Origin of the sequence: Algoriphagus sp. TR-M9, assembly GCF_027594545.1 — a bacterium.
Taxonomy (GTDB): Bacteria; Bacteroidota; Bacteroidia; order Cytophagales; family Cyclobacteriaceae; genus Algoriphagus; species Algoriphagus halophytocola.
Genome location: NZ_CP115160.1, coordinates 1,525,042 through 1,549,242 on the forward strand (window position 1 = coordinate 1,525,042; position 24,201 = coordinate 1,549,242).

The following is a 24,201-nucleotide window of genomic DNA, read 5'->3' on the forward strand; positions in this document are numbered from 1 at the left end:
AGACAGCTTTTTTTTGACAGTCTACTGCAATTCGGTAGACCCACTCAGCGGTCAACCTAGGAAGAAATCCTTCAGCACAAGGAGTTTATTAGCTTAACTCCGGTGCCAAAACTGTCTCTTTTTCCAGGCTAAAGTGCTCTATTTCTTTTCTCAGGCTATTAAACTGACTTTGCATTTTATTCAGCACATCTTCAGAATCAAAAGAGACCTGGTGCATCAGCTCTTGATAATAAGAAATACCTTGCTGGAGGTTTGCCCTGAATTTTTCCAGGTAAGCTTCTTTTTTAGCGACTTTCTCTGTGATTTTTGCGTCAAACTCTGTCCTGAGATGCTGGGCATACAGCTGAAGTTCCTTCACAAATACATGTGGCCTTTCCAGGTCTAGTTTCAGCGGTAGCTTACCATAGATATGATCTACCATCTGTTTCAATGAAAAAGTCCCCTTGAAGTAGGCAAGGTTAGGGCCGGGGCAGATTGTGACAGCATTAAGGTTCCTTCGAGGTACTTCACCCATAGCCAGTATGCCGGGGGCGCTTAGTCCTTCGCATAGGCAATCCTTGGCTAGCACATCTTCCAGTTCCTCTTTGGCGATCTCACCAAATTCATATTGCTTCACTTTGAGGTTTTGATATTGCCGGGATGCGGTGCAGATAGGCTTATCGGTAAACTCCGTATTATTGGAAAGGAACTTCTTGTAACAGGGACTTCCAGGGCGGTCTTTTGCGATTCTTGACTTTCGCTGTTCCTCAGCAGATGAGTTGCGCAGGTTGTTAAAAGGGACACCAAGTGGTGAGGCCTTGCTCAGGTGAAAGTCAGATTTCCTGGCTTTGAAAAGTCTGCCCAAGGTTTCTTCATCAACTGCAGTGGCTTCGGGAACCAAGAGAAATGGGCTTCCCCAGCCTGTACCATCCAATTCATAATATTCACGGATAAAGCTGTCTTCAGCGGCATTTCCCAAACCTCCCTGATAGGTAACCTTTAATTTGTTGCAATGAATAACTGTGTATAACCCTTTCTCCTCCAGTGATTTTTGGCAGGTTTCATAAAGTGTTTGGTAAAGTTCCTGTCTTCGATTTTTAAACTCTTCCAGGATAGGGCCGACCAGTAGTCCATCTGTAGCAAAGGCATGTCCACCGCAATTCAAGCCAGATTCTATCCTGAATTCAGAAACCCAAATTCCTTTTTTGGCCAGAAATTTCCCCTGTATCATAGCCGATCGGTAATCACTCACTTTGAGAATAATTCCTTTCTGGGTATGTCCGTTTGCATCAGGGAAAAAAGCCGGGAACTGCTCTATGTAACTGAATAATGCCGGGTTCATGCCTGCCGAGAAGACTACTGAACCTCTTGCCTTACTTTTTGCAAAGCCCCTGAGTGCTGCTAGGGCATCTGAATAGGTTCTGGGAAGTTCTTTGCCATTTTTGTCATAATTGAGCTTGTCTACCTTGGTCATGATGTTGACGTCGATAGCTCCCGGCTGCATTAGGGTTTGGAGTTCATGCTTTAGCAGGTCACGGTCTTGACCTGAGGCCTTCAGGTATTTTTGGTACAAAGTAGAAAGCGCCGAGTTTACGGGCAGTAAATCCAAATATTGCCGGAACTCCCTATTGTTTTCCCATTCTGAATGAACTAGTTTGGAAAACTGCTCCTCTACTAACTCAGCCATTAAGTCCAAATATGCAGTTATTCTTTTGGCACGAAAGTCTTCTTCCGTTTCTGGAATCGGGGTGAATGCTTTTACGAATTTTCTGGAATAAATCCTCCGCATATCTTCCAGCAAATGGTCGTCCATGATGGATACCACGCTCGAAATCCCGAATTTGGCCACTTTCAATGGAGTATCTACTGTATAGCCCAATCCCATGACTGGAATATGAAAGGTGTGTGGGGAATATGATAAAGACATAAACAAAGCTTTTGAGTGAATATTGATCCAATAGGCAGGTGCAAACCTATGGATTGCCTAAGCGACAAAGACTGGTGAAAAGCAGGAGGGTTCCTGACTAAAGTCAGTTTTGTTGATTTCTGGATGCTCCTTGATGAGTTAAATTTTTCACAAGCAGGGATGGAAGAGGTATTTAGCGAAAGGTCTAAATCAGCATTTTCTCCTGTACTCAACTGCAGTAAATATTAAGGCTTTCAGAAAAAATATCAATGCCTTGTAGCGGATAGGGGAACTGATGCGTCTGGGTATAAAATTGTCAGAATGAAGGTGCTTTTTCGGATCTATCTGCTTTTTCTGTTTGCCAGCTATTCCCATCAAGCCGGTGAAGAGAATTGTGGGTTTAGTTCTGTAAATCCCAACCAAGGGTCTAATTTTGCGATGGTTGAATTATCAGAGCAAATGGATGTTACCTTGTTGAACGAGAAAAGACTAAGAATGAAGGGGGACGCTGCTTTGCTTGCTTTTCCGCTTCAAAAGAAAATACCCGAGAACTCAAAAGATTCTGATGAGCGAAAAGTGGACGTTCTGAAGCCCTACAATAAATCAAAACCCACAGAATAAAAGGTTTGAATTGAACTGGACAGACGAGGAGTTGATTGCCGGTTGCAAACGGAAATCAGCCAAATATGAAGAAGTATTCTATAAAAAATATTATGGCTATGTCATGGGGATCAGTCTGTCCTATTCAAAAGATAGAAGCCTGGCAGATGAGATTGTAAATGATTCATTTATGAAATTCTTCGGCTCGGTACATAAAGTGGAAGATTTCCAATCTGTCAAATCATGGCTACGAAGAATCACCGTAAACACAGCCATTGATTATTTCAGAAAGCAGAGAAAATATCAAAACCAAACAGATATCTCTGAGGAAAGAGAGGTAGGACATGAAGTGCATGCGCTGAATGATCTTGCATTTCAAGATATAGTAAACCTGATCAACCAACTGCAGGATGACCACAAAATGGTCTTTAACCTCTATGAGATCGAAGGATACAGTCATAAGGAGATTGCCGATAAACTTGGCCTTTCCGAAAGCTCATCCCGAGTCTATCTCACCAGGGCCAAAACCCATTTGAGGCAGTTGGTGTCAAAACATTTGAATGAATATGAAGGAAGATAAGCTAGATCAACTCATCGCTGCTTCCCTGAAAAAGAAGTTGGAAGAGGCGGAAGTTCCTTATGAACTTGGCGCTTGGGAAAGTTTTCAGAAAAAGAGAAAGCTAAAGCAACGCAAAGCCATCGTTTATTGGGTAAGCGGGATTGCTGCTGGACTGGCATTGCTGCTGGCGGTAGGAAACGTGCTGGATTCGGATGATTTAAACCAAACAGGTGCATCGCAAGAAATAATAGCGGATCAGGGTCACACTGAACAAAACCCTCCTGTGCCAGCTGATGGTAGTATTGAGCCAGAGCAAGAAGCTAAGGTAAAATCTCCAGAGAGTTTTAAACCTAGCGAACCTGAAAATACAGCTGATTCAGAACTATTAGCTGCGCAAAAATCCGAAAATCAAGCTTCTAAAAAAACGGAAAGTAAGCCGGTACCAGAAGTGCCAGCTGCTGTTTTAACTGAAAGGCAACTTGCAAGCAATCCAACTGAACCTCAGCTGCCAGTTAAGCCCGAAAATCCGCTTAAGCAAGAGGTAATTGCAGAAGGTAATCTTACAGCAGCAATCAATAGTGCTGAGCCGGAAAAGCAGGTAGAAAAGCCTTCGCAGTCTCTAGCTTTGGCACCAGCTAAAAGTGAAGAGAAAAATATAGCAAAAATAGCCCTCTCTGAGCCCAAGGAGGAAAAAGCTGATTTTCCTGAAATAGAAAAAGATAAAACCATGGTCAATTTGGGCATGGGAGTTTCTCCGGGCTTTGGTGGCGCACAGGCCAATAACAGTGTTACTTCGGCTTCTACCATAGGCTTGGGAATGCTGGTGGACATAGATTTGCCGGGTAAACTGGTAGTGGGGTCTGGTCTAGGTCTCAACTACCTGAATCAAGTGAATGAAGTCCAAAGCTCTATACAGGCGTATGGAAATAGTTATCCCCAAACTGATAAAACCGAAGTGCGACAGATGCAGATTGAAATGCCTGTTTTCGTGCAGTACCCAATCACGAGAAACAATTCCATATCGCTTCAGGCTGGGTTTTCAAATTTCTTCGCTTTAAACCAAAAAGCGGATTTGGAATATACGGCAAATGCACCTGTGCCTTCCTTTAATGCAGATGCGCTGGGAAGTTCGTCGTTTTCTATTCAAAACAAGGTGGTGCAAGAAAGTAGGGCCCTGGAATCAAAAGACGGTAGATTTTATCCTTTTGCGACGGTAAATCTCGGCGTGAATCTGAGGGTGCTGGAAACCAAGGGAGCAAGCTATGTGATTATGCCATTCTATAACTATCAAGTCAAACAAATCTCTGGATATGGAGATACTTATGGCCTGTTTGGTGCCAGTTTCAAGCTGAATTTCGGTGGAGGAGAAAAGTGATTTTTTCCTCTTGTTCCAATCTATACTAGTAGTGACCTGCTTCTCCGGAAGCAGGTTTTTTTATGGATAGAAAGTGAGGTGAAATTTCCAAGCAGCAAACCTTTTCAAATTTTAGGGAGAACGCTAGCCTGTGCTATAGAGAAGGTAGAGGCTGGTTCTGAATGAGGAGGCCGGAATCAAGGCTTTTTCCAATTTACAGGGAACATCTCAAGATTCTAACTTCAAAGGGGGTCCCCTCTGGCAAATGTTTCGCAACCCCTAGGCTTTTAGTGGCCTTTCATTAGCTGATATTGCTGAAGCGAAAGCACCCTATCAGGATGTGTTGGTACTGGACTTAGCGGAAGGCTAAAGGGAAATTCTTACGCTAGATATCTCAGGGGGAAGGGAAGTAATGATATACCCCAAGGAAGATCATGTTCCCGCAAGTTTTACAGTTCTTAATTTTCCTGGTAGGAAATATTGAAAGTCAGTAGAAGAGCTGAAGACCAAAGAGATCAGTTTTGAGTAGTATACAAGTGAAATAGAGCCTGATGAAAAGAGGATTTGCAGGGCAATTGGAGGGCTGTTGATTGCCTGGCTTAAGGATGCATCCGAAAATATACTAGTAACGATTGAGGTGATATGAGGTTAAAACTCTGCTTTTGCTGTATAGCAAAAAAAATCCCGATCTAAGCAGACCGGGATTTTCCATTGTGGTATTGAGGTTAGTTATCAATAATTGATATAGTTGGTCAGTAATTGCAAATCAAGCTTTTTGTCCGCATCGGTGGTTTCTGCATAGCCTTTAAGAATCAGCGTAAATACCCTGTTTCCAAGTAAACTGACATCGTTGGCAGATACCAGCACTTCTCCTGACTCAGATAGGACTTCAATGTCGTAAAGATCCTGATCCACATTTTCGAAGCTTGTGTTTCCTTTAAAGCCAGTGGAGGAGAAAAGTGGTGTTTCGCTTTCATTGAATACCACGGTGACATTTCCTGCATCTGGAGATAAGTTCAAAAATCGGATTTGTGCCTCTGATTCGTTTGGTTCAGCCCAGTCATCATCTACCAAGAATGCATCCAATTCTTCACCATCCTGAATGATGTACATGGAGTATACCGAATCGACCTTCACAGTAAATTCTTTTTCGAAAAGCGTAGTCACAGAATATTGCTCAGAAAAGAAAAAGGGTCTTTCACCAGGGAAATAGCTGTTATAGCTCAAGGTTTGAGAATACATCAGCGGGAAATTATTTACGTCTCTTACATCTGTGGAAATGATCAATCCGGGACTGTCAGGCGCTCCATTGTATATGGAAATGTACCCTGAATCAGGTACCTGAGCGATGTCGTTATCATCTAGACAGCTAGTCAATCCGAGGGTTCCACCGAGTAAAGCTAACGTTGCAAAGGTTCTAAGCTTTTTGAATGCAAAGTCTTTTACACTAATCATATTTTATTTGTTGGTTTAAGTTTAATCTCTTCCGAGACGTAGTGCCTTTAGATTTCGCTACAGATTCCACTCTTTTTTGTGAAATACTATCTTAGATCTCATTCTAAGTAGGTGTATAAACAACTGATAAAAGCTTAATGGAAGCTCATTGGGATTAAGGAAATTAACTGAGACTGCTTTCTAACCCTTGAAGTTTGAACTTAATTCAGTAGGATTAAAAAGAATTGACTATAAATGTAGAAAGTCCGCAGCTAAGGCGGACTTTCTAATGGTATTCAACCTAAGTTTTCACAATTCCACTGCAAATTCCTCTTTCGGATTTCTCACTTTTTTCATAGGTAAAAGCCAGTCATTTTCCTCATCTCTATAGCCTATAGGCAGCATAAGCACAGATTTCAAACCAATTGAACGTAAGTCAAGTAGTTCGTCCAGCTGTTGATTGTTAAACCCTTCCATAGGAGTAGCATCGATTTTTAGTTCTGCAGCTTGAGCTATTGATAAGCCAAATCCTATATAGGCTTGTCTAGCTGTATGAACAAAGTTCTCCTCAGGGGTTTGTTTCAGGTAAACCGCTTTCAGCCTATTTGTATAATCATTGAATTTGCCGCTTGGCAAGCCTCTTTCCTGAGTAGTCAGTTTAAAAATAGAGTCAATTCTTTCTTCTGTGTATTGATCCCAGGCAGCGAAAATTAACACATGTGATGCCTCTGCTACTATTTGCTGTCCATTGGCAATCGGAACGAGTTTCTCTTTTAACTCAGGGCTACTCACTACGAAAACTCTAAACTGTTGCATTCCTGAGGAAGTTGGGGCCAATCTTGCAGCCTCCACAATTTTGTCTACATCCTCTTGAGATACCTTTTTGCTAGGATCGTATTTTTTAGTGGCGTATCTCCACTCTAAGTCTTTTAATAAAGCCATGATAATTTAAAATTTTATTGGTTTAGCTGTGATAATGAATTTCCGACATTCACATGATGCTAAAGCCTTATTCGATCCGAAAAGTTCAGTGTCTGTGTATTTATTGTATAGACATTTAAAAATGATGACCTAGATCAATTATAGGAGGAAATTTTGAATAGCAAGGGGATGTATTAAAAAGGACTTATTGCTTAGTTTTATCTTGACCGGTGATTTCTGCTTCTTTGATCCCATCGCTGTCCCAAGCATGGTCATTAACAGAAAATTTCCGCATCAATTCACCTGAGAGAAGACTTTCCTGCATTTCAATCTGCTGTTTACTCTTTGTGATATATTCATTTTGATTGTTTTTGAATTTGACCAGAACTTTTAATGCCTCTTCATCATAATCGTGAAATTGCTTTGCCATTCGGTGTACAGTATGAGCTCTAAATCCTAGTTTTTTAAGAACATCTTCTCCCATTTTGATGGAGGTATCTAGATGTTCCCTATAAATATTGGTAACTCCTTTTTCCATCAACTCAAATGCATCATATCTATTTTTAGCACGGATCATCACCTCCAAATGAGGGAATTCCTGTTTGCAAAGCTCCACTAGTTTTATGCTGTATTCGGTGTTGTCTAAGGCTGAAATCAGAATATTCGCTTCTTCGGCTCCCGCTGATTGCAATAATTCCGCTCGGGTGCCATCTCCAAAATAGACTTTGAAACCCATTTTTCTTAAATATTCTATTCTCTCAGGGTCTGAATCCAAGATAGTGGCTTCCACACCACTTGCTCGGAGAAACCTGCCCAAGGTAGATCCGAAATGCCCAAAACCAATGAGAATCACTTTGTTCTTTTCCTGGAAGCTATCCATCTTATCCTCCCCGATGTCCGTATTCTTGGACAACATGGGTATAATGAACTTGTCAAAAACCAACATTAAAATAGGGCTGATGGTCATGCTGAGGGCAGTCACCGCCATCAAAGTGTCCGTAAGAGACTGGTCGAAAATCCCAAGCTGTTGCGCAAATGCATAGGTTACAAAAGAGAATTCGCCTACCTGAGAAAGACCTATTGCAAACTTCAAATTTGAGGAGAACTGGAGTTTTTTGACTTTTCCCAAAACCAATAAAACCAGTGTTTTTAAAAGGATAATACCCAATGTCAAGGTAAACACGGTACTCGCATCATTGAAAATAAGGGAGAAGTTAATGGTAGAGCCCACAGCCATAAAGAAGAGCCCAAGCAATAGCCCTTTGAATGGTTCCAAATCGGATTCAAGCGCATGTCTATAAGGAGAGTTTGCCAAGATCACACCTGCTAAAAAAGCACCAAGAGCTGGGCTCAATCCCACTATTTCCATTAGGTAGGAAATGCCAACAACGATCAATAATGCAGAGGCTGTGAATAATTCTCTTAATCTGGTTTTGGCTACAAAGTTTAAAAGAGGGCCAAAACCATACCTTCCCAAAAGAACCACGATTCCTATAGCTCCAAAAATTGATAAAGTTTGAGCCCAACCAGGAAGACTATCTATAAGCCCATGCATGCCGTCTGTATGCTCAACAGCTAATTCAGGAACAGCTATGACTAATAAGGGTAAGATCGCCAAAATAGGAATCACAGCGATATCCTGCATCAGCAAAACCCCAAATGACATTTTCCCAATGGGAGAGTTCATTTCGTTTCGTTCTTTGAGAGATTGGAGCACAATGGCAGTTGATGAAAGAGCCATGGAGAGGGCGATGGCCAATGAAATTTGCCATGGAATGGGAATCAAAAGTCCGATAACAAAAACCAATGCTGCAGAAACTAAGACCTGAGAAAGCCCAATCCGAATGATTAAATCCCTGATTTTCCAAAGGTTTTTTGGTTCTAATTCCAGGCCGATCAGAAACAGCATCATTACAACTCCAAATTCCGTAGCATGCATGATGTCTTGTCCTTGACCTTCATTGGTAATAAATCCAAGCAAATAAGGACCAATAAGGATTCCAGCCAGTAAATAGCCCAGAACTGATCCCATTCCCAATCTTTTTGCCAAAGGGACGCATATGATCGCAGCTAGAATATAAATGACGGCGTTTGCTAAAAATCCATTCATATCTTTGAGGGGCTTGGTCTTAATGGCCTATCGATTGTCTCTGAATCTCGAAGTTGCAGGATAAACTCTCGATAACTTTTTGCCTTTTCTTGTAATTCTGGATCGGAAATTTTAAATGTGCCGGATAAATGAAAAGGAGCCAGGTATTCCATAAGGCAAAGTTTTCCCGTTTGCTCAAAAGGCAGTAGAAAATCTGTTATGGAATGTTGATTCCTTCCTTCTTTAGAGTAGGCTAATTCTGACCCTCCAGAGGTTATTGCATTCAATAGATATTTTCCTTTTAAATACACTCCTCCCGGACCGTATGCCCAGCCAAATTCCAAAACCAGATCGATCCATTGTTTTAACAAAGGAGGGCAGGAGTACCAATAAATGGGGTGATGCCATATGACTACATCGGCTTGAAAAAGGGCTTCTTGTTCTTCTTGAATAGAAATATTGAAGTCTGGGTATAGCTCGTACAAGTCCCGGATTTCTACATTTTCCAAATTACTGATCGAATCGATCATGGCCTGATTAGCTTCTGAATGTTCAAATTTCGGGTGAGCAAAAAGGATAAGAATTTTTCTCATATTTAATAGAATACTTTACCCTTGAAAGTCAATTTTTTGATGCGTTCCATCACAATATGGCTTGTTTTGACTGCTTCCACATCGACAAAATGCCGTGACTTTGGAGTCTTTTTCTACTTCTCCTTCTGTCGTTTTGATTTTTACCTTTCCGAAAATCAGTAATGGCCCATTTGGACTAATTTCCACCTGTTGAGGATTAGCAGCTTTGGTAGGTTCATCTGTTTCTTTTCCTTGAAAATAGTAACCTAAAGCCCCACTAGGACATTTGTCTATTTGCTTGGCAATATCTTCTGAATGGGTTCCCTCTGCAACAATCCAAGGTCTTCTATTGAAATCAAAAACCTTCGGAAGACCGTTGACACAGTTCTTGGAATGGATACACTTATGCGGTTCCCAGATAATGGTTATGTCACCATTGGAATATTCTTTTTTGATAGGTTTCTCCATTGATAGAATGGTTTAAAAATTCAATTTGGTATAAGATAACCAAGAATTGGAATACGGAGTTTTGTTACTATTTGAGGTTATAGGATTTTGACAGGAGGAATTTAACTCCACATTCTTTGATTACCCTAAGCTAGAATATTTTGAGCGGATGTTTACCTCATCTAGTAAATGAAAAAGCCAGCTACATTTCTGTAACTGGCTCTAGTGTAAGTTTAAATTAATATTACATCTTCAGATTTTCCATTTCGAGAAGTTGAGGCTGGAAGGGTTGCTCATAGAGACGTTTCCCTGTTGCTTTGTAAAGTGAGTTACCCAATGCCGCGAAAACAGGAGGGAAGAGTGGTTCGCCTAGTCCAGTAGGATCTTCTTTGCTGTCTACGAAATGTACTTCGATTTTTTTCGGTGCTTCTTTATGTCGAATCATTCGATACGTATCAAAGTTTTTCTTGGTAGGAGCCCCATTTTCAAAAGCCATTTCACCGTAAAAAGCATTTCCTATTCCATCTACAATAGCTCCTTCCCCCATATTAGCTGCAGCATCAGGGTTTACTACGATACCACAATCCACAGCGGCATAAACATTTTCAACGACCGGTTGATTTTCCTTGATGCTCACATCTATCACTTCGGCCACGTAGGAATTGTGGCAGAAGTAAGCAGAAACTCCTCTTGAAATGCCTGAGGGCACATTGGACCAGTTGGATTTCTCTCTGACCAACTCCAATACTCCTGCATATCGCTTAGGGTCATAATCATTATTTTCTCCTACAGGATTGGTTTCAGCTCTTTTAAGCAATTCCAATCGGAATTCGATAGGATCTTTACCCATTTCCTCTGCCAGTTCATCCAAGAAACTTTGTTCGGCACCAGCAATAAAGTTGGACCGGGGAGCTCTAAATGCGCCTATGGTAATATTGGATTCAATTTGCCATCCCTCAGCCAGATAGTTGTCTAAAGCTCCTGCTGGGAATCTATTGGCGTGGATAGGAGATTCTGGAATACCGCCAGCTTTTACGTGTAGTGCCAGAAGATTATTTTCTTCATCCAAAGCAGCTCTATAAGTGGCAGAGTAGGTAGGTCTATAAACTCCTGCACTCATATCATCTTCACGGGTATAAACCATTTTCACAGGAGCTTGAATTTTCTGCGAAATCAAAGCTGCTTCTGTCATATGATGACTGTAAGCTCGTCTGCCAAAGCCTCCACCCATTCTTGCTAGATTGATTTGAATTTTTTCCTGAGGCATTCCTAAACTCGCTGCAATAGTTTGTTTAATTAATTCAGGTGCTTGGGTAGGACCATAAATTACCGCTTTGTCAGCTGTAACATCAGCAAAGCAGTTCATAGGTTCCATGGTATTATGTGCCAAAAAAGGAGCTGTATAGGTTCTCTCCATAACTTTTGTAGCCTTTTTAAATGCACCCTCTGGATCTCCATCTTTTCTTAAGACATTACCTGGCTTGGCGATGTATTCCGCCATTTTAGCTTTGTGAGAACTGGAGTTTTCCAAACCACCAGGTACTTTGATAGCTATGTTCTGTCCACCTCTTCCAGCCATAGGGAAGGTGCTTTCCGGTGCTTTTTCCCATTCAGCTTTCAGATTTTTCTTAGCCTGTAAAACCGCCCAGGTAGAATTACCCACTATGGCAATAATTACCGGGAAAGTAGTCGTGTCAAAGAAGTTTCTGCCATAATCATCCTTAAATATTTTGACTTCAAAAGCATCTTGAATCCCTGGCATAGAAGTGACCGAACTTTTATCAAATGATTTAAGCTGCATTCCAAAAGCCGGAGGATGGACAATGGCTGCATACTTCATCCCCTCCACTTTATGGTCTATTCCAAACATGGGTTTTCCGGTAACTATTTTAGTACCATCCACATTCTTTTTGGACTTTCCTATGATTTTAAAATCAGATATTTCCTTCAATTTAACAGTCTCAGGATCTGGTGCTTCTAAGGTTCCGGCTAAAGAAGCCATTTCACCGTATCCTGCTTTTTTACCAGAGCCTTTATGTTCTACATTTCCGGTATTGGTCGTGATTTCAGATGCCGGTACGTTCCAGCTTTGCGCTGCAGCATTGATGATTAATTGTCTTGCTGTGGCACCGGCAGTTCTCAAGGGCATCCAGCCCTGCCTGATCCCCTGACTTCCTCCGGTAAATTGACGATCAAATCTTTCCGGGTAAAAATCTGCCTGTTCTACGAAAACATTTTTCCAGTCTATATCCAACTCTTCGGCGAGGAGCATTGGAAGGGAGGTTTTTACATTGGACCCGAATTCTGGGTTCGGATTGAATAAGGTGACGGCTCCATTTTCACCGATCTTGATATAGCTATTGATTTCAAACCATTCATCTGGCATGGTTAATACTTGCTCTGGTGTAGGCTTACAACCCGCCAACCAGCTGAAGCTAAGCATCATTCCTCCACCTGCAAGTGTAGAAACCTTTAGAAATGATCTTCTATTTAATTTTTTATCTATTAATGTCATGATCTCTAGGTTTAGGCTGATTTAGCAGCGGTTTTGATGGCAGCTTTGATTCTGGTGTAAGTTCCACATCGACAGATGTTACCATTCATCGCATTATCAATATCGGCATCGCTTGGGCTTGGGTTATTCTTGAGTAAAGCTACGGCTGACATGATTTGACCAGCTTGGCAATAGCCGCATTGAGGCACATCATGTTCTAACCATGCTTTTTGAACGGGGTGATCTCCATTTTCTGAAATTCCTTCAATAGTGGTTATTTCAGCATCTGATGCTGCCGATACCGGAAGTTGGCAGGAGCGAACAGCATTGCCATCCATGTGTATAGTACAAGCGCCGCATTGAGCTATACCGCAACCGAATTTGGTTCCGACCATATCGAGATGATCTCTCAATACCCATAGCATGGGAGTGCTTGGGTCCACATCTACACTCAGGGATTTACCGTTGATTTTAAGATTATATTGTGCCATTGGATTTGTATTTATCTCTAAATTAATTATTTATAAGGAGTGTTACTTACGAAATTCAAATTAAAGTCAATCGATTGAGCTAAGATTTAGTGTTTAAATCAAGAAAAGCCAAGCCCACTTGGACCTGGACTTTCTTGTTACCCAATCTATCTATTTGTTATTTTTTGCCGATTGATTTTTTGTATTGTGATGGGTTCATGTTCAAAGCTTTTTTGAAAAAGTTATTGAAATGAGTGACTTCTGTGAATCCCAATGCATAGGCGATTTCTGACACATTCCAATCGCTGTGTTCCAATAGACGTTTGGATTCGGCAAGAATGCGCTCGCGAATGATTACAGAAGTTGATTTGCTGTTTATTGCTTTTACGGTTCGGTTGAGATGGTTTACATGAATGCTTAGTTCCTGTGCAAAATCTGAGGCAGACCTTAGATTAAGTGTATTCCGTAGATCAGTAATGGGAAATTGACTTTCCAATAATTGCAGAAAATCAGCACTTATCCTGTTTGCTGCAGTATTTGTAGGGTCTTCAGTTTTAATCTTTAGTCGTATTTTAGTTGCTGTCTGAATCATAGATTTTTCGAATCTCTTAACATTTTTAAGCAGTGTGTTCAAATGCCTAGAAGCCCACTTTATGACTACTAATTGACGAAAAATAATCCTACAGTTTGGATGAAATCAATAGACAGCATGCTTCTCTCACCGAGATAGCAGGTTTGATCTACGAATGAAAAAGTCCCCATCGAACAAAACTTGTTTTTCCCACTAATTGAATGAAAAAGGCATTCTGTAGTTGACTATTTTATGAAGCCGGTTTCTTTTGAGCGGTTTAAGAAAGCCATTGACAAGGCGGTAGAATACCTTTCAGTGCAAGTGGTGGCTGAGGAAACAGGAGAGAAACCCGATTACTTCTTTATCAAAACGGATACAAGAATCGTGAAATTCCTCTTTGCAGAAGTGCAGGCCATAGAAGCCCAGCGGGAATACATCAAGATAATCACTCCGACACGGAAAGTGATGTCACTTGTGTCACTGACGAGCATAGCCAAAGCTTTGCCTGGAGAATTTGTGCGAATTCATCGCTCCTTCATTATCAATCTGCGGCATATCGATGAAGTCCAATCCAATGAGGTGTTGATTGGGAAGGATTTGTACCCGATCAGCAGGAACTATAGGGATGAGTTTTTCAAGAAATTGGGAGACAGGAAGCTATTCTAACTTCCCATCCACCCATCTTACAGTGAATTTTGATTTCACTTCTTAAGCTGATGGCAGTTGGTGCTTTATGATGTGGCTCACCTTCCACCTATCAACCTGAAGATTACGGCGACCAAGGCCAAAACCAATAGTATGTGGATCAGTCCTGTCACACTGTACACAAATACGCCTACAGCCCAGCCGATTAGTAAAATTACCGCGATAAGGTATAATAAAGAGCTCATGTTTAATCGAGAATTTAGTTGAAACTTATTTTCTGTTTTGATTTCAATACAGGTGCCATTCCCTAAAAATGCCTCAAATTGGATTTTGAGCTAGGTTTTAATAGGGCGAAAGGGACAAATGGGGGAAATCAAATCCACCTTTTGGGCAAAATGTTTTTGAAAGTACATGCTAATGCCGGGTTAGGGTCTTGAGTTAAGGTTTTTCTTGGGGTTTTGAGACTCCCCAAAAAAACGGTGGATTCTAGCCACATTTTGAGAAAGAAAATACCTCAATAAATTCCTGCTATTTAATGATATCTACTTTAGAATGCGTTTTGAGGCATGTTTAGTTTGATGGATTGCTTTTTGAACTGTGGGTGGGGAAAACAAAATATTTCTAACAATAAGCTGACTGATATGAGTACACTAACTGCCCTCCCCCCTGAGATTATCCAAGATTCCAATTTGCAAACTGGATCCCTTCATTGGTTTCCCCATACTGACCTACATTCTCTGAAGAAACGTGTAAATCAATATAAATCTGAAGGATTGGAAAGTCTGCGGATTGGCATTAACTGCGCAGATTTACAGGATGAATCCATAGACTTGGAATACGACCAATTGTTCAGGGTTTTAGGGGACAATTTTCTATTACAGCCTTGCTATGTGAATTCATTTTCACTGAAACCATCTGGTAAATCTTTAGCTGAAATTGTAGAGCATCACATACATAGTTTTGGCGACTCATTTGGATGGGTAGAGCTGTGGAGAAGTAGCCAAGACAGGCAAGGGATTACTACTGATAAAGACAATATTTTCTCGGACAGAATTGTGTTCACAGCCACGCTGAGTAAGTATTTTGGCAAACAGGTCAGCTTAGGAGGGGTACAGCCTGGGGATTTCGAATGGATTACCAATCTGATCTGCAACCATGCGCACAGAAGTATACGGGCGATTGGTATTCAAAACTCCGCTTCACAAGAAGATGCTAATCCCTTGTTTTTGGTGAACAACCTGAAAAGCATGATCAAAGCCAAGCAGTTAGATCTGGAGGTTTGGGTGTCAGCTTAGGGGATGAGGGTGGACTAGTTTAAATAGTAGGAAAGAGGTTTTTGCTTTTTCAGCTAAATTTATTCACGCTAGGGGAGAGATCCACTTTTTTGGTGGTAAGAGCTGAAATTTTTATAGGGTACTATATTCCTAAAGCTCCCGATTGTGATGCTAGGAGCTTTAAGGAGTTTGAATTTATGTTACATCAAGCCTCTCACGCTCTTGCTGAGCTGGTTTTGGAAGTTTTGGAAATTGAGATCATTGATGAAGGCTTGGCTGTAGTCTTATTTTTCAAACCAGAGGTGAATAATATTGGTTTTTGAATGATGCCTTGACTAACTAGCCAATTGTTGAGTTCCCTTTTTTCATGGTCTTGAAGTACTTGAAGTGCTTTACTATACTCTTTCATCAAGAGATGCTTATCAAAGCTGACCTTTTCCAATATGGTTTTGTAATAATCTATATACTTAGTTTTTCCCATGGTTAAAATAATTTTAGGTTTTACATCACGGCCTTTGATCCTTGGCCATACAAGTATCCCCTTTGGATCTGTCAGTTGATTATTCGGATTATCCGCAATGATGCCAGTAGTTAAAGAAGGTGGCTAGATAGTAGCTGATAATCGTCCACCGAGAACAGTCCACTGCCTACAGCACGTAGAAAGATATCTTACCCCATAATTTCTCTCGCTACCGGTAAGAAAGCGGATATCCATATTGTTTATTTGTTTGATTGAAAATCTTAACAATAAGGTGGGGAAAAGTAAGTGGCCAGCCCAGACTCAGGCTGGCCGATGAAGGTTAAGAAATCTCGATCGTGCGAACGGGTTTCTGCCTTGCCTCTTCCCGTTTAGGGATGATTAGCTTGAGAATACCATCCACATAAGTTGCCTCGATTTTTTCACTTTCTACGGTGTTGGGGAGGTCAAAGGAGCGTCGGAAGGCTGAATAACTGAATTCCCTACGAATACAGTTTCCATTTGAATTACGCTCCTGCTCAGAATTTTTCTCTGCTTGGATGATCAAAGAACCATTGTCGATTTCTACTTTGAAATCTTCTTTTTTCATTCCCGGAACAGCCATTTCAACTTTGTAGTCTGTACCGGTTTCCATGATGTTTACCCTTGGCATGCTGAGGTTATTTGATGCTCTTCCTATGCTCATGTCCTCCAAGAAATCAAAAAAACCTTTACCAGGGAATTCTTCAAAGAGGTTAGGAATGACTGTGTTGCCATTTCGTTTCATCAGTGTGTTCATTGCTTTGTCAATTTAATGGTTAAACAACTAAACAGATTTGGTGAGAAGATTCTCCAGTACCTACTTGGGATATCCTCACCAAAAAAACCGAATGAATCGCGATTCTTCAATAGACAAAAAAACAAGTGACGTGCCAAGCGGAATTGCAGAGGAGTGCTGTCAGAATTTTTGTGAAAAAATGACAGAAAAAGTATTGGGAGTCAGAAATATTGACATTTTCTAGCTATCAATATACGCTGTGCAGATAATAAAATTGTCCGGTTATCCACAATGGCGGCGGTAAGCAAAGAATCTCGCCAGAAAGTCACGGATATTCGTCCACACTGGTTCGCCTAGAGGAGACTACAGTCAACTGTCCCCAGCATGTTCAAAGATACTTCCCCCTTTTTCCTTTTTCAGTTAAGAGGCCAAAGCATTGCAGCATAAGTAAAATAGTAGAATGAAGGATACTTCAGCCTGTCCCGTTATTGGTTACTGCTAACAAGCCGGATGTCCAAGAATTTGAAAATTCAAGTCGATAAAAACAAAGCCCCAGACAATTATCTGGGGCTTGAAGTGCACTCGGAAGGATTCGAACCCTCAACCCTCGGAGCCGAAATCCGATATTCTATCCAGTTGAACTACGAGTGCAGAGTGCTCTGGAGCGGGTGCTCCAGAACTTTATGATTTTAGCCTTCTAGTACAGACTGTACTTTGTCGGCTGCTTCTTTCAAGGTGATTGCAGAAAATACTTTCAATCCTGATTCGTCAATGATTTTAGCACCTTCTTCAGCGTTAGTTCCCTGAAGTCTGACGATTATCGGAACTCGGATATCACCGATAGACTTGTATGCTTCCACTACGCCGCTAGCGATTCTGTCGCATCTTACGATACCACCGAATACGTTGATCAGAATAGCTTTCACATTTGGATCTTGAAGGATGATTCTGAAACCTGCTTCTACTGTGGTTGCATTAGCTCCTCCTCCTACATCTAGGAAGTTTGCAGGCTCACCACCTACTAGCTTGATCATATCCATAGTGGCCATTGCCAGACCTGCTCCGTTTACCATGCAGCCTACGTTTCCGTCCAGCTTCACATAGTTTAGACCAGACTTGCCAGCTTCCACTTCCAATGGATCCTCCTCAGCAATATCTCTAAGCGCTCCTAGGTCTTTGTGACGGTAAAGCGCATTGTCATCAATATTCACCTTAGCATCCACTGCCAAAATCTTGTCATCTGAAGTTTTCAACACTGGGTTGATCTCAAACTGTGAAGAGTCAGTGCCTTCATATGCATTGTAAAGTGCTGTGATGAATTTCACCATTTCCTTAAATGCATTGCCAGTAAGACCTAATTTGAAGGCTACTTTTCTAGCCTGAAATCCTTGAAGCCCAACTTTCGGGTCGATCCATTCTTTGATGATTTTCTCAGGAGTCTTTTCAGCGACTTCCTCAATGTCCATTCCTCCTTCGGTAGAAGCCATGATTACATTGCAACCAGCCGCTCTATCCAATAGTATAGACAGGTAATATTCTTTTGGCTCTGAATCACCAGGGTAGTAAACATCCTCAGCGATCAACACCTTATTAACTTTCTTTCCTTCCGGACCGGTTTGGTGTGTTACCAAAGTGCCGCCCAGGATGTTTTTAGCCTTTTCAGATACATCTTCCAATTTCTTGGCAAGTACCACTCCATTGGAGTCAGTTTCCTGAACTTTTCCTTTTCCTCGTCCACCTGCGTGGATCTGAGCCTTGATCACATACCAGCTAGTACCGGTTTGCTCGTTCAATTTAACGGCTGCTTCATGAGCTGCTTCAGGGCTTTCGGCTACTATGCCTTCCTGAATACGAACTCCGTAACCTTTTAATACTTCTTTAGCCTGATATTCGTGAATATTCATATGTGTATGATTTTTTAGCTCAAATGTCATCCCGATAGCTATCGGGAGAAATCTCGCATTCTTGGTTTTAATACCCCTTTGACTTTTCAGTCATGCTCGATTTCATCCTTTGGAAATTTTTGCCCGAAGTTAAGGGCTAGGACCCGATAAATCAAACCTGAGTTTTTCCTTTTTAAGAAAAAAATCCCCTTGTTTGACAATGGAAATACGGGTTCGCGAGCTATTTCCACTATTTTTGAACTCCTAAAAAATGATAGCATGCTGAAAGCCAACGGTATCCACAAATCTTATGGAAGCCTCAAAGTTTTGAAAGGTGTAAACCTGGAAATTTCAACTTCTGAAATTGTTTCCATAGTCGGTAGTTCCGGGGCTGGGAAAAGTACCCTTTTGCATATTTTGGGCACTTTGGACCTGCCAGATCAGGGTACTTTGGAAATGGATGGTGTGGATCTTAGAAGGTTAAAAGGTGAGGAGCTGGCAAAATTCAGAAACAGCAGCATTGGTTTTATTTTTCAATTTCATAACCTGCTTCCAGAGTTTACTGCCCTGGAGAATATCATGATCCCAGGAATGATAGGTGATTTGCCTGAAACCAAGCTAAAGCAACAAGCAGGCGAACTGGCAGAGATTTTAGGGATTTCAGGAAGATTGGAACATAAGCCCGCTACACTTTCAGGAGGAGAGCAGCAGCGAGTGGCGGTTGCCCGATCCTTGATCAACAGTCCGGCGGTTGTTTTTGCAGATGAACCCAGCGGCAACCTGGATACGCAAAATGCCAAAGGACTTCATGAATTATTTTTCACATTGAGAAAGGAGCTTGGACAAGCCTTTGTCATAGTTACTCATAACGAAGAGCTCGCCAACATGGCAGATCGGAAAGTGGTGATGCAGGATGGGTTAATTCTTTGAGATTTTAGAAGCTAGACTTAAGACATTAGAGTTTTTGATACAAGTCAAAATTTGGCGTAAGTCTTCAGACCTGTCTGACGCCAGGCAGGCTTGTGCCTTGCTAAATGCAGTCTTCAGACTGCTGTTTTGTAAGAAGTTTTTAATTGAAGTCTATAAAACACCATGTCAAAAGTCCAAGTCTTCAGACTTGCCCGACGCCAGGCGGGCTTGAACTAGTTTTGGCATTCACTGTTGCTCCATTATCAGGGTGACGAATAAAATTTATCAAACGCTGCGCCGTAGCGTCGCCGCGAGAAAAAAAACCGCGCCTTTGCGCCTTAGCGGGAGCTTTAAATACGTTGCGCCATCACGCCGCCACGAGAAATCCTTACTTCTCCAGATTCTTTAGCATGGATTGTATATGTCCCTTTGATTCAAACATATCAGAGAACACCGCGGCAATTTTGTGATCCTTATCGATCAGATAGGTGATTCGCTTGGGCATTTTGATCAGTGGAATCAGCGCATCATAAGCTTTACAGACTTTCCCGCCCTGGTCAGAAAGTAAATCAAAAGGAAGCTTGTTCTCCTTCTTGAACTTTTCATGTGTAGGTATATCATCCTTACTGATGCCGAAAACCGGGATGTCCAAATCACGGAAAGCCTCAAATTGATCTCTAAACTCACAAGCCTCTGCGGTGCAGACTTTGGTAAAGTCTTTTGGATAAATGTAAAGGACAAATGCTTTTCCTTTTAGGTCAAGCTCAGAATTCAGTGTTTTCCCCCCTGTGCTGGGTAATACAAACTTCGGTGCAGTACTTCCTATTTTCAATGCCATAGCTTTCATAAACTTTCTGGAAGGAGAAAGGTTCATTTCTGCCCTGACAATGAAAGCCAAAAGTAGGATTTACGTTCGCTCAGTCGCATTATACCTGTATTGGCTGCAGACGGATCTCCGATAGTTTAGCCTTTTTCGCCAAGGCCTAATTATAGTCAAATTGAACTTTTGACGGGATTATTTACTTTCAGATTGATTACTTAACCCTTGCCGTTTTGAAAATCACCAGTGTCCACGCCATGCTTTTGGCAGGAGTATTTTTTGCCTTGATGAATGTGTCTGTCAAATACATTCCCCATATCCCTGCCATAGAAATCATCGTTTTTAGATCTCTCTTTTCCTTGATTTTCAGTTATTTGATCCTGAGAAAACAAAAGGTAAATGTCTTTGGCAACAATAAGAAGTGGCTGGTTATCCGTGGAGTGGTAGGTTCTATTGGCTTGATTTCATTCTTTTATACCCTTCAAAATATCCCCTTGGCCAGTGCCGTTACCATTCAATACTTATCGCCGATCTTCACGACTATTTTTGGGATTTTCATAGTACGTGAGAGAGTCAAACCTGTCCAGTTTCTCTTTTTCGCCATTTCCTTTGCAGGCGTGATCGTGATTCAGGGCTTTGATGCCAGAGTTGATTTCTTCTGGGCGATGGTGGGAATTACCTCAGCGATTTTCTCGGGATTGGCTTATAACGTCATCCGAAAACTCAAGAATACGGAGCACCCGCTGGTCATCATTTTCTACTTTCCTCTGGTGACACTTCCCTTCGCCGCAGTGGTAGCTGCCTTTGGCTGGGTAAATCCGGTGGGTTGGGATTGGTTGATCTTGCTGTTTATAGGAATCTGTACCCAAACCGCCCAGTACTTCCTGACCATTGCTTACCAGAATGCAAATGTGTCCAAGGTTTCCAGCCTTACTTACATAGGAATCGTGTATGCCCTGCTATTTGGTTTTTTCTTCTTTGGGGAGACTTTCAATGCTATGGCCTATATAGGAATGGGACTGGTGCTTCTGGGGATTTTACTGAATATGCGTGTAAAGCAAGTTGCTTAAATGATTGTTCTGGAAGCCAAAGCAGGTTATTTTTGATCAAGTTAAATTCTTTTGTATGAAAATCACCAAAGACCTTTACCAGGGTTCTCTCGCACTTCTGACTGACTTTTACCAGCTGACCATGGCCTATGCCTACTGGAAATCCGGAAAGGCTGAGCAGGAGGCTGTCTTCAATCTGTTTTTCCGAAAGCATCCTTTTCAGGGTGGTTTTACAGTGGCTGCAGGATTGGACTATGTGATAGACTACTGCAAAAACTTTAAATTCAATAAAGAGGACATTGATTACCTGGCCGCCATGAAAGGCAAGGACGGGCAGCCTGTTTTTGCCAAAGGCTTTTTGGATTACCTCAGCGAGATGAGATTTTCCTGTGATATAGATGCTGTAGAAGAGGGTACGGTAGTTTTCCCGAATACCCCTTTGGTCCGTGTGAAGGGGCCTTTGATCCAGTGCCAATTGTTGGAAACCCCGCTGTTGAATATCATCAACTTTCAAAGCCTCATAGCCACCAAAGCGGCGAGGATTAATTTGGCAGCTTTGGGTGAACCGGTTTTGGAGTTTGGCTTGAGAAGGGCCCAGGGCATAGATGGGGGGCTGGCTGCTTCCCGTGCTGCTTATATTGGAGGTTGTTCCTCTACCAGTAATGTCATGGCGGGGAAGCTTTTTGGGATTCCGGTTTCAGGTACCCATGCCCACAGTTGGATCATGTCCTTTGAGACGGAGCTGGAAGCTTTTGAGGCTTATGCAGAAGCTTTTCCGGATCAATCGGTCTTTTTAGTAGATACTTACGATACCGTAAATGGGATCAAAAATGCCATTAAAGTAGGGAAAGCTTTGCGCAGCAAAGGAAAAGAAATGCTTGGCATACGGATAGATTCTGGTGATTTGGCTTATTTCAGCAATGTCGCCAGGGAAATGCTGGATGAGGCAGGTTTTCCCGATGCGAAAATCGTCGCTTCAAACGACCTGGATGAGCATATCATCTCTTCTTTGAAGGGGCAGGAAGCCTCCATCAACGTCTGGGGGGTAGGTACGAAACTGGTGACGGCATTTGACCAACCCGCGCTTGGAGGGGTTTATAAGCTTTCTGCGATCCGGATAGAAGATGGCACCTTTGTTCCCAAGGTCAAAATTTCCCAGCAGAGCATGAAAATCAATATTCCGGGGATTCACAATGTGAAGCGCTACTATTCTAAAGGCAAAGCTGTGGCTGATATGATTTACCTGGAAGATCAGGAAATCAACCCCAAAGCGGCCTTAATTATAGACCCCAATGATCCTACCAGACGAAAACGTCTCATGCCTTACTTTTATCAGGAGGAAACGCTGCTGAAGGAGATTTTCCGAAGGGGTGAATTGCAGTATGCTCCACCCTCCATAGAAGCCATCCGGGAGCGGGTTCAAGTACAGCTAGGGGCTTTTGATAAAGCACATAAGCGCCTGGTCAATCCCCATATTTATCCAGTAGGCTTAGAGGAGAATCTGCACAATTTGAGAATGAACCTGGTGTTACAGGCAAAACAAACAGAAGATGAAGATCAACCAGAAAAATAGTGCTTTACTAATTGTAGATGTACAGAATGACTTTCTACCGGGCGGTGCATTAGCAGTGGCAAATGGGGACGAGATCATTCCTGTGATTAATAGTTTGCAGCAAAAATTCGATTTTATAGTAGCCACACAGGATTTTCATCCGGAAAATCACGGGAGTTTTGCAGCTAATCATCCGGGCAAAAAGCCTGGAGAGCCGACCACCTTAAATGGATTGGAGCAGATGCTCTGGCCGGTCCACTGCGTGCAGGGCTCCTTTGGGGCAGAGTTTCACGCCGACCTAAATACCAAGAAATGGAAGGAAACGGTTCAGAAGGGGAAAAATCCCGAGGTAGATTCTTATTCAGGTTTTTTTGACAATGCCAGAATGGAAGATACCGGCTTGAGTTTTTTCTTGAAAAGTCATGAGATCCAGCGGATATTTGTAACAGGACTGGCGTTGGATTATTGTGTGAAATTTACTGCGATGGATGCGGTAAGTTTGGGGTTTGAAACCTATTTGGTCCGGGATGCCAGTCGGGCCGTAAATCTCTCAGCTGGAGATGGAGAGGCGGCTTTGGAGGAAATGAAGCAAGCGGGAGTGAAAGTTATCACAAGCAAAGAAATAGAAAACTGATGTTTGAATTCGATTCAGAAAAAACCTATCCTAAGGAAACCGAAAGCAGGGTGTTGATCCGCTTTCAGGATTGTGACCCGCTCCGGCACCTGAATAATGCCAAGTATTTTGATTACTTTTTCAATGCTAGGGAGGATCAGGTTCCCAAATTATATGGAGTAGAGATGATGGATTTCATCAAAAAGTATCAGGCAGCATGGGTGATTTACAATCACAATATTTCCTACGTAAAGCCTGCCATGGTGGGAGAGTGGGTTCGGATCAAGAGCCGCATTATTTGGAACAATCATAACACTGTCATACTGGAATATTTCATGACCGATGACACCGAGACTCAATTGAAAACCTTGCTATGGTCCACTATGCGTTATGTGACCCTGGCTGAAGGTAAGTCTACAGACCACCAGGGCGCCGTCAATGATTTTCTAAAGGCTACCTCCATCAACCTGGATATAGAAGGGTTGAATGTGAAAGATCGGGTAAAAAGCCTGAGCCAAGCGCTGAAAAAGTAATTGATTTAGATCAAAAATATGTGTCAATTCGAACAAGGCCTGTACACTAGCGTACAGGTTTTTTCATTATCAAATCGCTTGAAATCAGCTATTTAATTTTTTTTCAAAATTAAATTTTATTAATACTCACAATAAGCTGTAACATGCGAAAGCGGACATTCACGCCTAAACTGTTCGGCTTCATGACAGAATTCTAAGGAATCGTACACTTTTTACACACTTTTATAATGGGCGGAAGGCCTATTTCGATAGATTATTTGGTTGAATTGTTAATATTTGCAAATTTGACCTA

At 41.8% G+C, this 24,201-nt stretch carries 24 protein-coding genes and 1 tRNA gene; 10 read left to right on the forward strand and 15 right to left on the reverse strand.

The features are described 5' to 3' along the window. Positions 1–88: 88 nt before the first annotated feature. Positions 89–1,906, reverse strand: coding sequence for a hypothetical protein (locus PBT90_RS06685; protein ID WP_270132285.1), 1,818 nt, complete (start codon positions 1,904–1,906; stop codon positions 89–91). Between the two features lie 300 nt (positions 1,907–2,206). Between PBT90_RS06685 and PBT90_RS06690 the strand changes: the two genes are divergently transcribed. From PBT90_RS06690 to PBT90_RS06700, 3 genes are read left to right on the forward strand one after another with little or no spacing between them, the layout of a single operon-like run. After that, positions 2,207–2,506: a hypothetical protein gene (locus PBT90_RS06690; protein ID WP_270132287.1), complete on the forward strand. Its 300-nt coding sequence runs from the start codon at positions 2,207–2,209 to the stop codon at positions 2,504–2,506. A 10-nt stretch (positions 2,507–2,516) separates the two neighbouring features. Then, on the forward strand, positions 2,517–3,065 hold the full coding sequence (locus PBT90_RS06695) for an RNA polymerase sigma factor (protein WP_264809609.1): 549 nt from the start codon (positions 2,517–2,519) through the stop codon (positions 3,063–3,065). Continuing rightward, positions 3,046–4,419, forward strand: a complete 1,374-nt coding sequence (locus tag PBT90_RS06700; protein ID WP_270132290.1) for a hypothetical protein — start codon at positions 3,046–3,048, stop codon at positions 4,417–4,419. The genes PBT90_RS06695 and PBT90_RS06700 overlap by 20 nt, the downstream gene beginning before the upstream one ends. Positions 4,420–5,130: 711 nt before the next feature. Here PBT90_RS06700 and PBT90_RS06705 read toward each other — a convergent pair. The 8 genes from PBT90_RS06705 to PBT90_RS06740 form a co-directional block, all read right to left on the reverse strand. Then, positions 5,131–5,853 (reverse strand): DUF4397 domain-containing protein, encoded by a 723-nt coding sequence (locus PBT90_RS06705; protein WP_270132292.1) that lies wholly within the window; start codon positions 5,851–5,853, stop codon positions 5,131–5,133. A 288-nt stretch (positions 5,854–6,141) separates the two neighbouring features. Further along, on the reverse strand, positions 6,142–6,774 hold the full coding sequence (locus PBT90_RS06710) for an NAD(P)H-dependent oxidoreductase (RefSeq protein ID WP_270132296.1): 633 nt from the start codon (positions 6,772–6,774) through the stop codon (positions 6,142–6,144). Positions 6,775–6,958: 184 nt separating this feature from the next. Then, entirely contained in the window at positions 6,959–8,863 is a 1,905-nt protein-coding gene (locus PBT90_RS06715) for a monovalent cation:proton antiporter-2 (CPA2) family protein (protein WP_270132298.1), read from the reverse strand. After that, positions 8,860–9,435, reverse strand: a complete 576-nt coding sequence (gene kefF, locus PBT90_RS06720) for a glutathione-regulated potassium-efflux system oxidoreductase KefF (protein WP_270132301.1) — start codon at positions 9,433–9,435, stop codon at positions 8,860–8,862. Before kefF ends, PBT90_RS06715 begins: the two co-directional genes overlap by 4 nt. A 15-nt stretch (positions 9,436–9,450) precedes the next feature. Next, positions 9,451–9,882, reverse strand: coding sequence for a (4Fe-4S)-binding protein (locus tag PBT90_RS06725; protein ID WP_264809615.1), 432 nt, complete (start codon positions 9,880–9,882; stop codon positions 9,451–9,453). A 223-nt stretch (positions 9,883–10,105) separates the two neighbouring features. Further along, a complete protein-coding gene (locus tag PBT90_RS06730; RefSeq protein WP_270132305.1) occupies positions 10,106–12,376 on the reverse strand; it encodes a xanthine dehydrogenase family protein molybdopterin-binding subunit in 2,271 nt (756 codons plus the stop codon). 11 nt (positions 12,377–12,387) lie between these two features. Then, positions 12,388–12,846, reverse strand: a complete 459-nt coding sequence (locus PBT90_RS06735; RefSeq protein ID WP_270132308.1) for a (2Fe-2S)-binding protein — start codon at positions 12,844–12,846, stop codon at positions 12,388–12,390. 157 nt (positions 12,847–13,003) lie between these two features. Further along, entirely contained in the window at positions 13,004–13,417 is a 414-nt protein-coding gene (locus PBT90_RS06740; RefSeq protein ID WP_264809618.1) for a helix-turn-helix domain-containing protein, read from the reverse strand. Between the two features lie 231 nt (positions 13,418–13,648). Between PBT90_RS06740 and PBT90_RS06745 the strand changes: the two genes are divergently transcribed. Next, a complete protein-coding gene (locus tag PBT90_RS06745; protein ID WP_264809619.1) occupies positions 13,649–14,062 on the forward strand; it encodes a LytR/AlgR family response regulator transcription factor in 414 nt (137 codons plus the stop codon). A 77-nt stretch (positions 14,063–14,139) separates the two neighbouring features. On the opposite strand, the gene PBT90_RS06750 is transcribed toward PBT90_RS06745, so the two are convergent. Beyond that, positions 14,140–14,286: a lmo0937 family membrane protein gene (locus PBT90_RS06750; protein WP_264809620.1), complete on the reverse strand. Its 147-nt coding sequence runs from the start codon at positions 14,284–14,286 to the stop codon at positions 14,140–14,142. 396 nt (positions 14,287–14,682) lie between these two features. On the opposite strand from PBT90_RS06750, the gene PBT90_RS06755 reads away from it, so the two are divergent. After that, positions 14,683–15,336, forward strand: a complete 654-nt coding sequence (locus tag PBT90_RS06755) for a hypothetical protein (RefSeq protein ID WP_264809621.1) — start codon at positions 14,683–14,685, stop codon at positions 15,334–15,336. A 193-nt stretch (positions 15,337–15,529) separates the two neighbouring features. On the opposite strand, the gene PBT90_RS06760 is transcribed toward PBT90_RS06755, so the two are convergent. The 4 genes from PBT90_RS06760 to sucC all read right to left on the reverse strand — a co-directional run bounded on the left by PBT90_RS06760 (position 15,530) and on the right by sucC (position 18,454). Next, entirely contained in the window at positions 15,530–15,796 is a 267-nt protein-coding gene (locus PBT90_RS06760; protein WP_264809622.1) for a hypothetical protein, read from the reverse strand. Between the two features lie 319 nt (positions 15,797–16,115). Further along, positions 16,116–16,571: an Hsp20/alpha crystallin family protein gene (locus PBT90_RS06765; RefSeq protein ID WP_264809624.1), complete on the reverse strand. Its 456-nt coding sequence runs from the start codon at positions 16,569–16,571 to the stop codon at positions 16,116–16,118. A gap of 556 nt (positions 16,572–17,127) precedes the next feature. Then, a tRNA-Arg gene (locus PBT90_RS06770) sits at positions 17,128–17,201 on the reverse strand. A 38-nt stretch (positions 17,202–17,239) separates the two neighbouring features. After that, a complete protein-coding gene (gene sucC, locus PBT90_RS06775) occupies positions 17,240–18,454 on the reverse strand; it encodes an ADP-forming succinate--CoA ligase subunit beta (protein WP_264809625.1) in 1,215 nt (404 codons plus the stop codon). A gap of 258 nt (positions 18,455–18,712) precedes the next feature. On the opposite strand from sucC, the gene PBT90_RS06780 reads away from it, so the two are divergent. Beyond that, on the forward strand, positions 18,713–19,363 hold the full coding sequence (locus PBT90_RS06780) for an ABC transporter ATP-binding protein (protein WP_264809626.1): 651 nt from the start codon (positions 18,713–18,715) through the stop codon (positions 19,361–19,363). 367 nt (positions 19,364–19,730) lie between these two features. Here PBT90_RS06780 and PBT90_RS06785 read toward each other — a convergent pair whose 3' ends face one another. Then, on the reverse strand, positions 19,731–20,240 hold the full coding sequence (locus PBT90_RS06785) for a peroxiredoxin (protein WP_320055348.1): 510 nt from the start codon (positions 20,238–20,240) through the stop codon (positions 19,731–19,733). Between the two features lie 179 nt (positions 20,241–20,419). Here PBT90_RS06785 and PBT90_RS06790 point away from each other — a divergent pair, with 179 nt between their 5' ends. From PBT90_RS06790 to PBT90_RS06805, 4 genes are read left to right on the forward strand one after another with little or no spacing between them, the layout of a single operon-like run. Beyond that, positions 20,420–21,232 carry a DMT family transporter gene (locus PBT90_RS06790; RefSeq protein WP_264811424.1) on the forward strand — a complete coding sequence of 271 codons (813 nt, stop codon included), beginning with the start codon at positions 20,420–20,422 and terminating at the stop codon, positions 21,230–21,232. Positions 21,233–21,287: 55 nt separating this feature from the next. After that, positions 21,288–22,784, forward strand: a complete 1,497-nt coding sequence (locus PBT90_RS06795) for a nicotinate phosphoribosyltransferase (RefSeq protein WP_264809627.1) — start codon at positions 21,288–21,290, stop codon at positions 22,782–22,784. Further along, the gene (gene pncA, locus PBT90_RS06800; RefSeq protein WP_264809629.1) at positions 22,762–23,397 is read left to right on the forward strand and encodes a bifunctional nicotinamidase/pyrazinamidase; all 636 of its coding nucleotides are present in this window, start codon (positions 22,762–22,764) and stop codon (positions 23,395–23,397) included. Before PBT90_RS06795 ends, pncA begins: the two co-directional genes overlap by 23 nt. Further along, the gene (locus tag PBT90_RS06805; protein ID WP_264809630.1) at positions 23,397–23,909 is read left to right on the forward strand and encodes an acyl-CoA thioesterase; all 513 of its coding nucleotides are present in this window, start codon (positions 23,397–23,399) and stop codon (positions 23,907–23,909) included. The genes pncA and PBT90_RS06805 overlap by 1 nt, the downstream gene beginning before the upstream one ends. Positions 23,910–24,201 lie beyond the last annotated feature (292 nt).

Coding starts and splice junctions, on each gene's coding strand:
- PBT90_RS06685 (WP_270132285.1), bottom strand. CDS start 1,906: ATGTCTTTATCATATTCCCCACACACCTTTCATATTCCAGTCATGGGA.
- kefF (WP_270132301.1), bottom strand. CDS start 9,435: ATGAGAAAAATTCTTATCCTTTTTGCTCACCCGAAATTTGAACATTCA.
- PBT90_RS06700 (WP_270132290.1), top strand. CDS start 3,046: ATGAATATGAAGGAAGATAAGCTAGATCAACTCATCGCTGCTTCCCTG.
- PBT90_RS06805 (WP_264809630.1), top strand. CDS start 23,397: ATGTTTGAATTCGATTCAGAAAAAACCTATCCTAAGGAAACCGAAAGC.
- PBT90_RS06740 (WP_264809618.1), bottom strand. CDS start 13,417: ATGATTCAGACAGCAACTAAAATACGACTAAAGATTAAAACTGAAGAC.
- PBT90_RS06730 (WP_270132305.1), bottom strand. CDS start 12,376: ATGACATTAATAGATAAAAAATTAAATAGAAGATCATTTCTAAAGGTT.
- PBT90_RS06755 (WP_264809621.1), top strand. CDS start 14,683: ATGAGTACACTAACTGCCCTCCCCCCTGAGATTATCCAAGATTCCAAT.
- pncA (WP_264809629.1), top strand. CDS start 22,762: ATGAAGATCAACCAGAAAAATAGTGCTTTACTAATTGTAGATGTACAG.
- PBT90_RS06745 (WP_264809619.1), top strand. CDS start 13,649: ATGAAGCCGGTTTCTTTTGAGCGGTTTAAGAAAGCCATTGACAAGGCG.
- PBT90_RS06715 (WP_270132298.1), bottom strand. CDS start 8,863: ATGAATGGATTTTTAGCAAACGCCGTCATTTATATTCTAGCTGCGATC.
- PBT90_RS06735 (WP_270132308.1), bottom strand. CDS start 12,846: ATGGCACAATATAATCTTAAAATCAACGGTAAATCCCTGAGTGTAGAT.
- PBT90_RS06795 (WP_264809627.1), top strand. CDS start 21,288: ATGAAAATCACCAAAGACCTTTACCAGGGTTCTCTCGCACTTCTGACT.
- PBT90_RS06790 (WP_264811424.1), top strand. CDS start 20,420: ATGCTTTTGGCAGGAGTATTTTTTGCCTTGATGAATGTGTCTGTCAAA.
- PBT90_RS06725 (WP_264809615.1), bottom strand. CDS start 9,882: ATGGAGAAACCTATCAAAAAAGAATATTCCAATGGTGACATAACCATT.
- PBT90_RS06705 (WP_270132292.1), bottom strand. CDS start 5,853: ATGATTAGTGTAAAAGACTTTGCATTCAAAAAGCTTAGAACCTTTGCA.
- PBT90_RS06690 (WP_270132287.1), top strand. CDS start 2,207: ATGAAGGTGCTTTTTCGGATCTATCTGCTTTTTCTGTTTGCCAGCTAT.
- PBT90_RS06765 (WP_264809624.1), bottom strand. CDS start 16,571: ATGAACACACTGATGAAACGAAATGGCAACACAGTCATTCCTAACCTC.
- PBT90_RS06710 (WP_270132296.1), bottom strand. CDS start 6,774: ATGGCTTTATTAAAAGACTTAGAGTGGAGATACGCCACTAAAAAATAC.
- PBT90_RS06780 (WP_264809626.1), top strand. CDS start 18,713: ATGCTGAAAGCCAACGGTATCCACAAATCTTATGGAAGCCTCAAAGTT.
- sucC (WP_264809625.1), bottom strand. CDS start 18,454: ATGAATATTCACGAATATCAGGCTAAAGAAGTATTAAAAGGTTACGGA.
- PBT90_RS06760 (WP_264809622.1), bottom strand. CDS start 15,796: ATGGGAAAAACTAAGTATATAGATTATTACAAAACCATATTGGAAAAG.
- PBT90_RS06750 (WP_264809620.1), bottom strand. CDS start 14,286: ATGAGCTCTTTATTATACCTTATCGCGGTAATTTTACTAATCGGCTGG.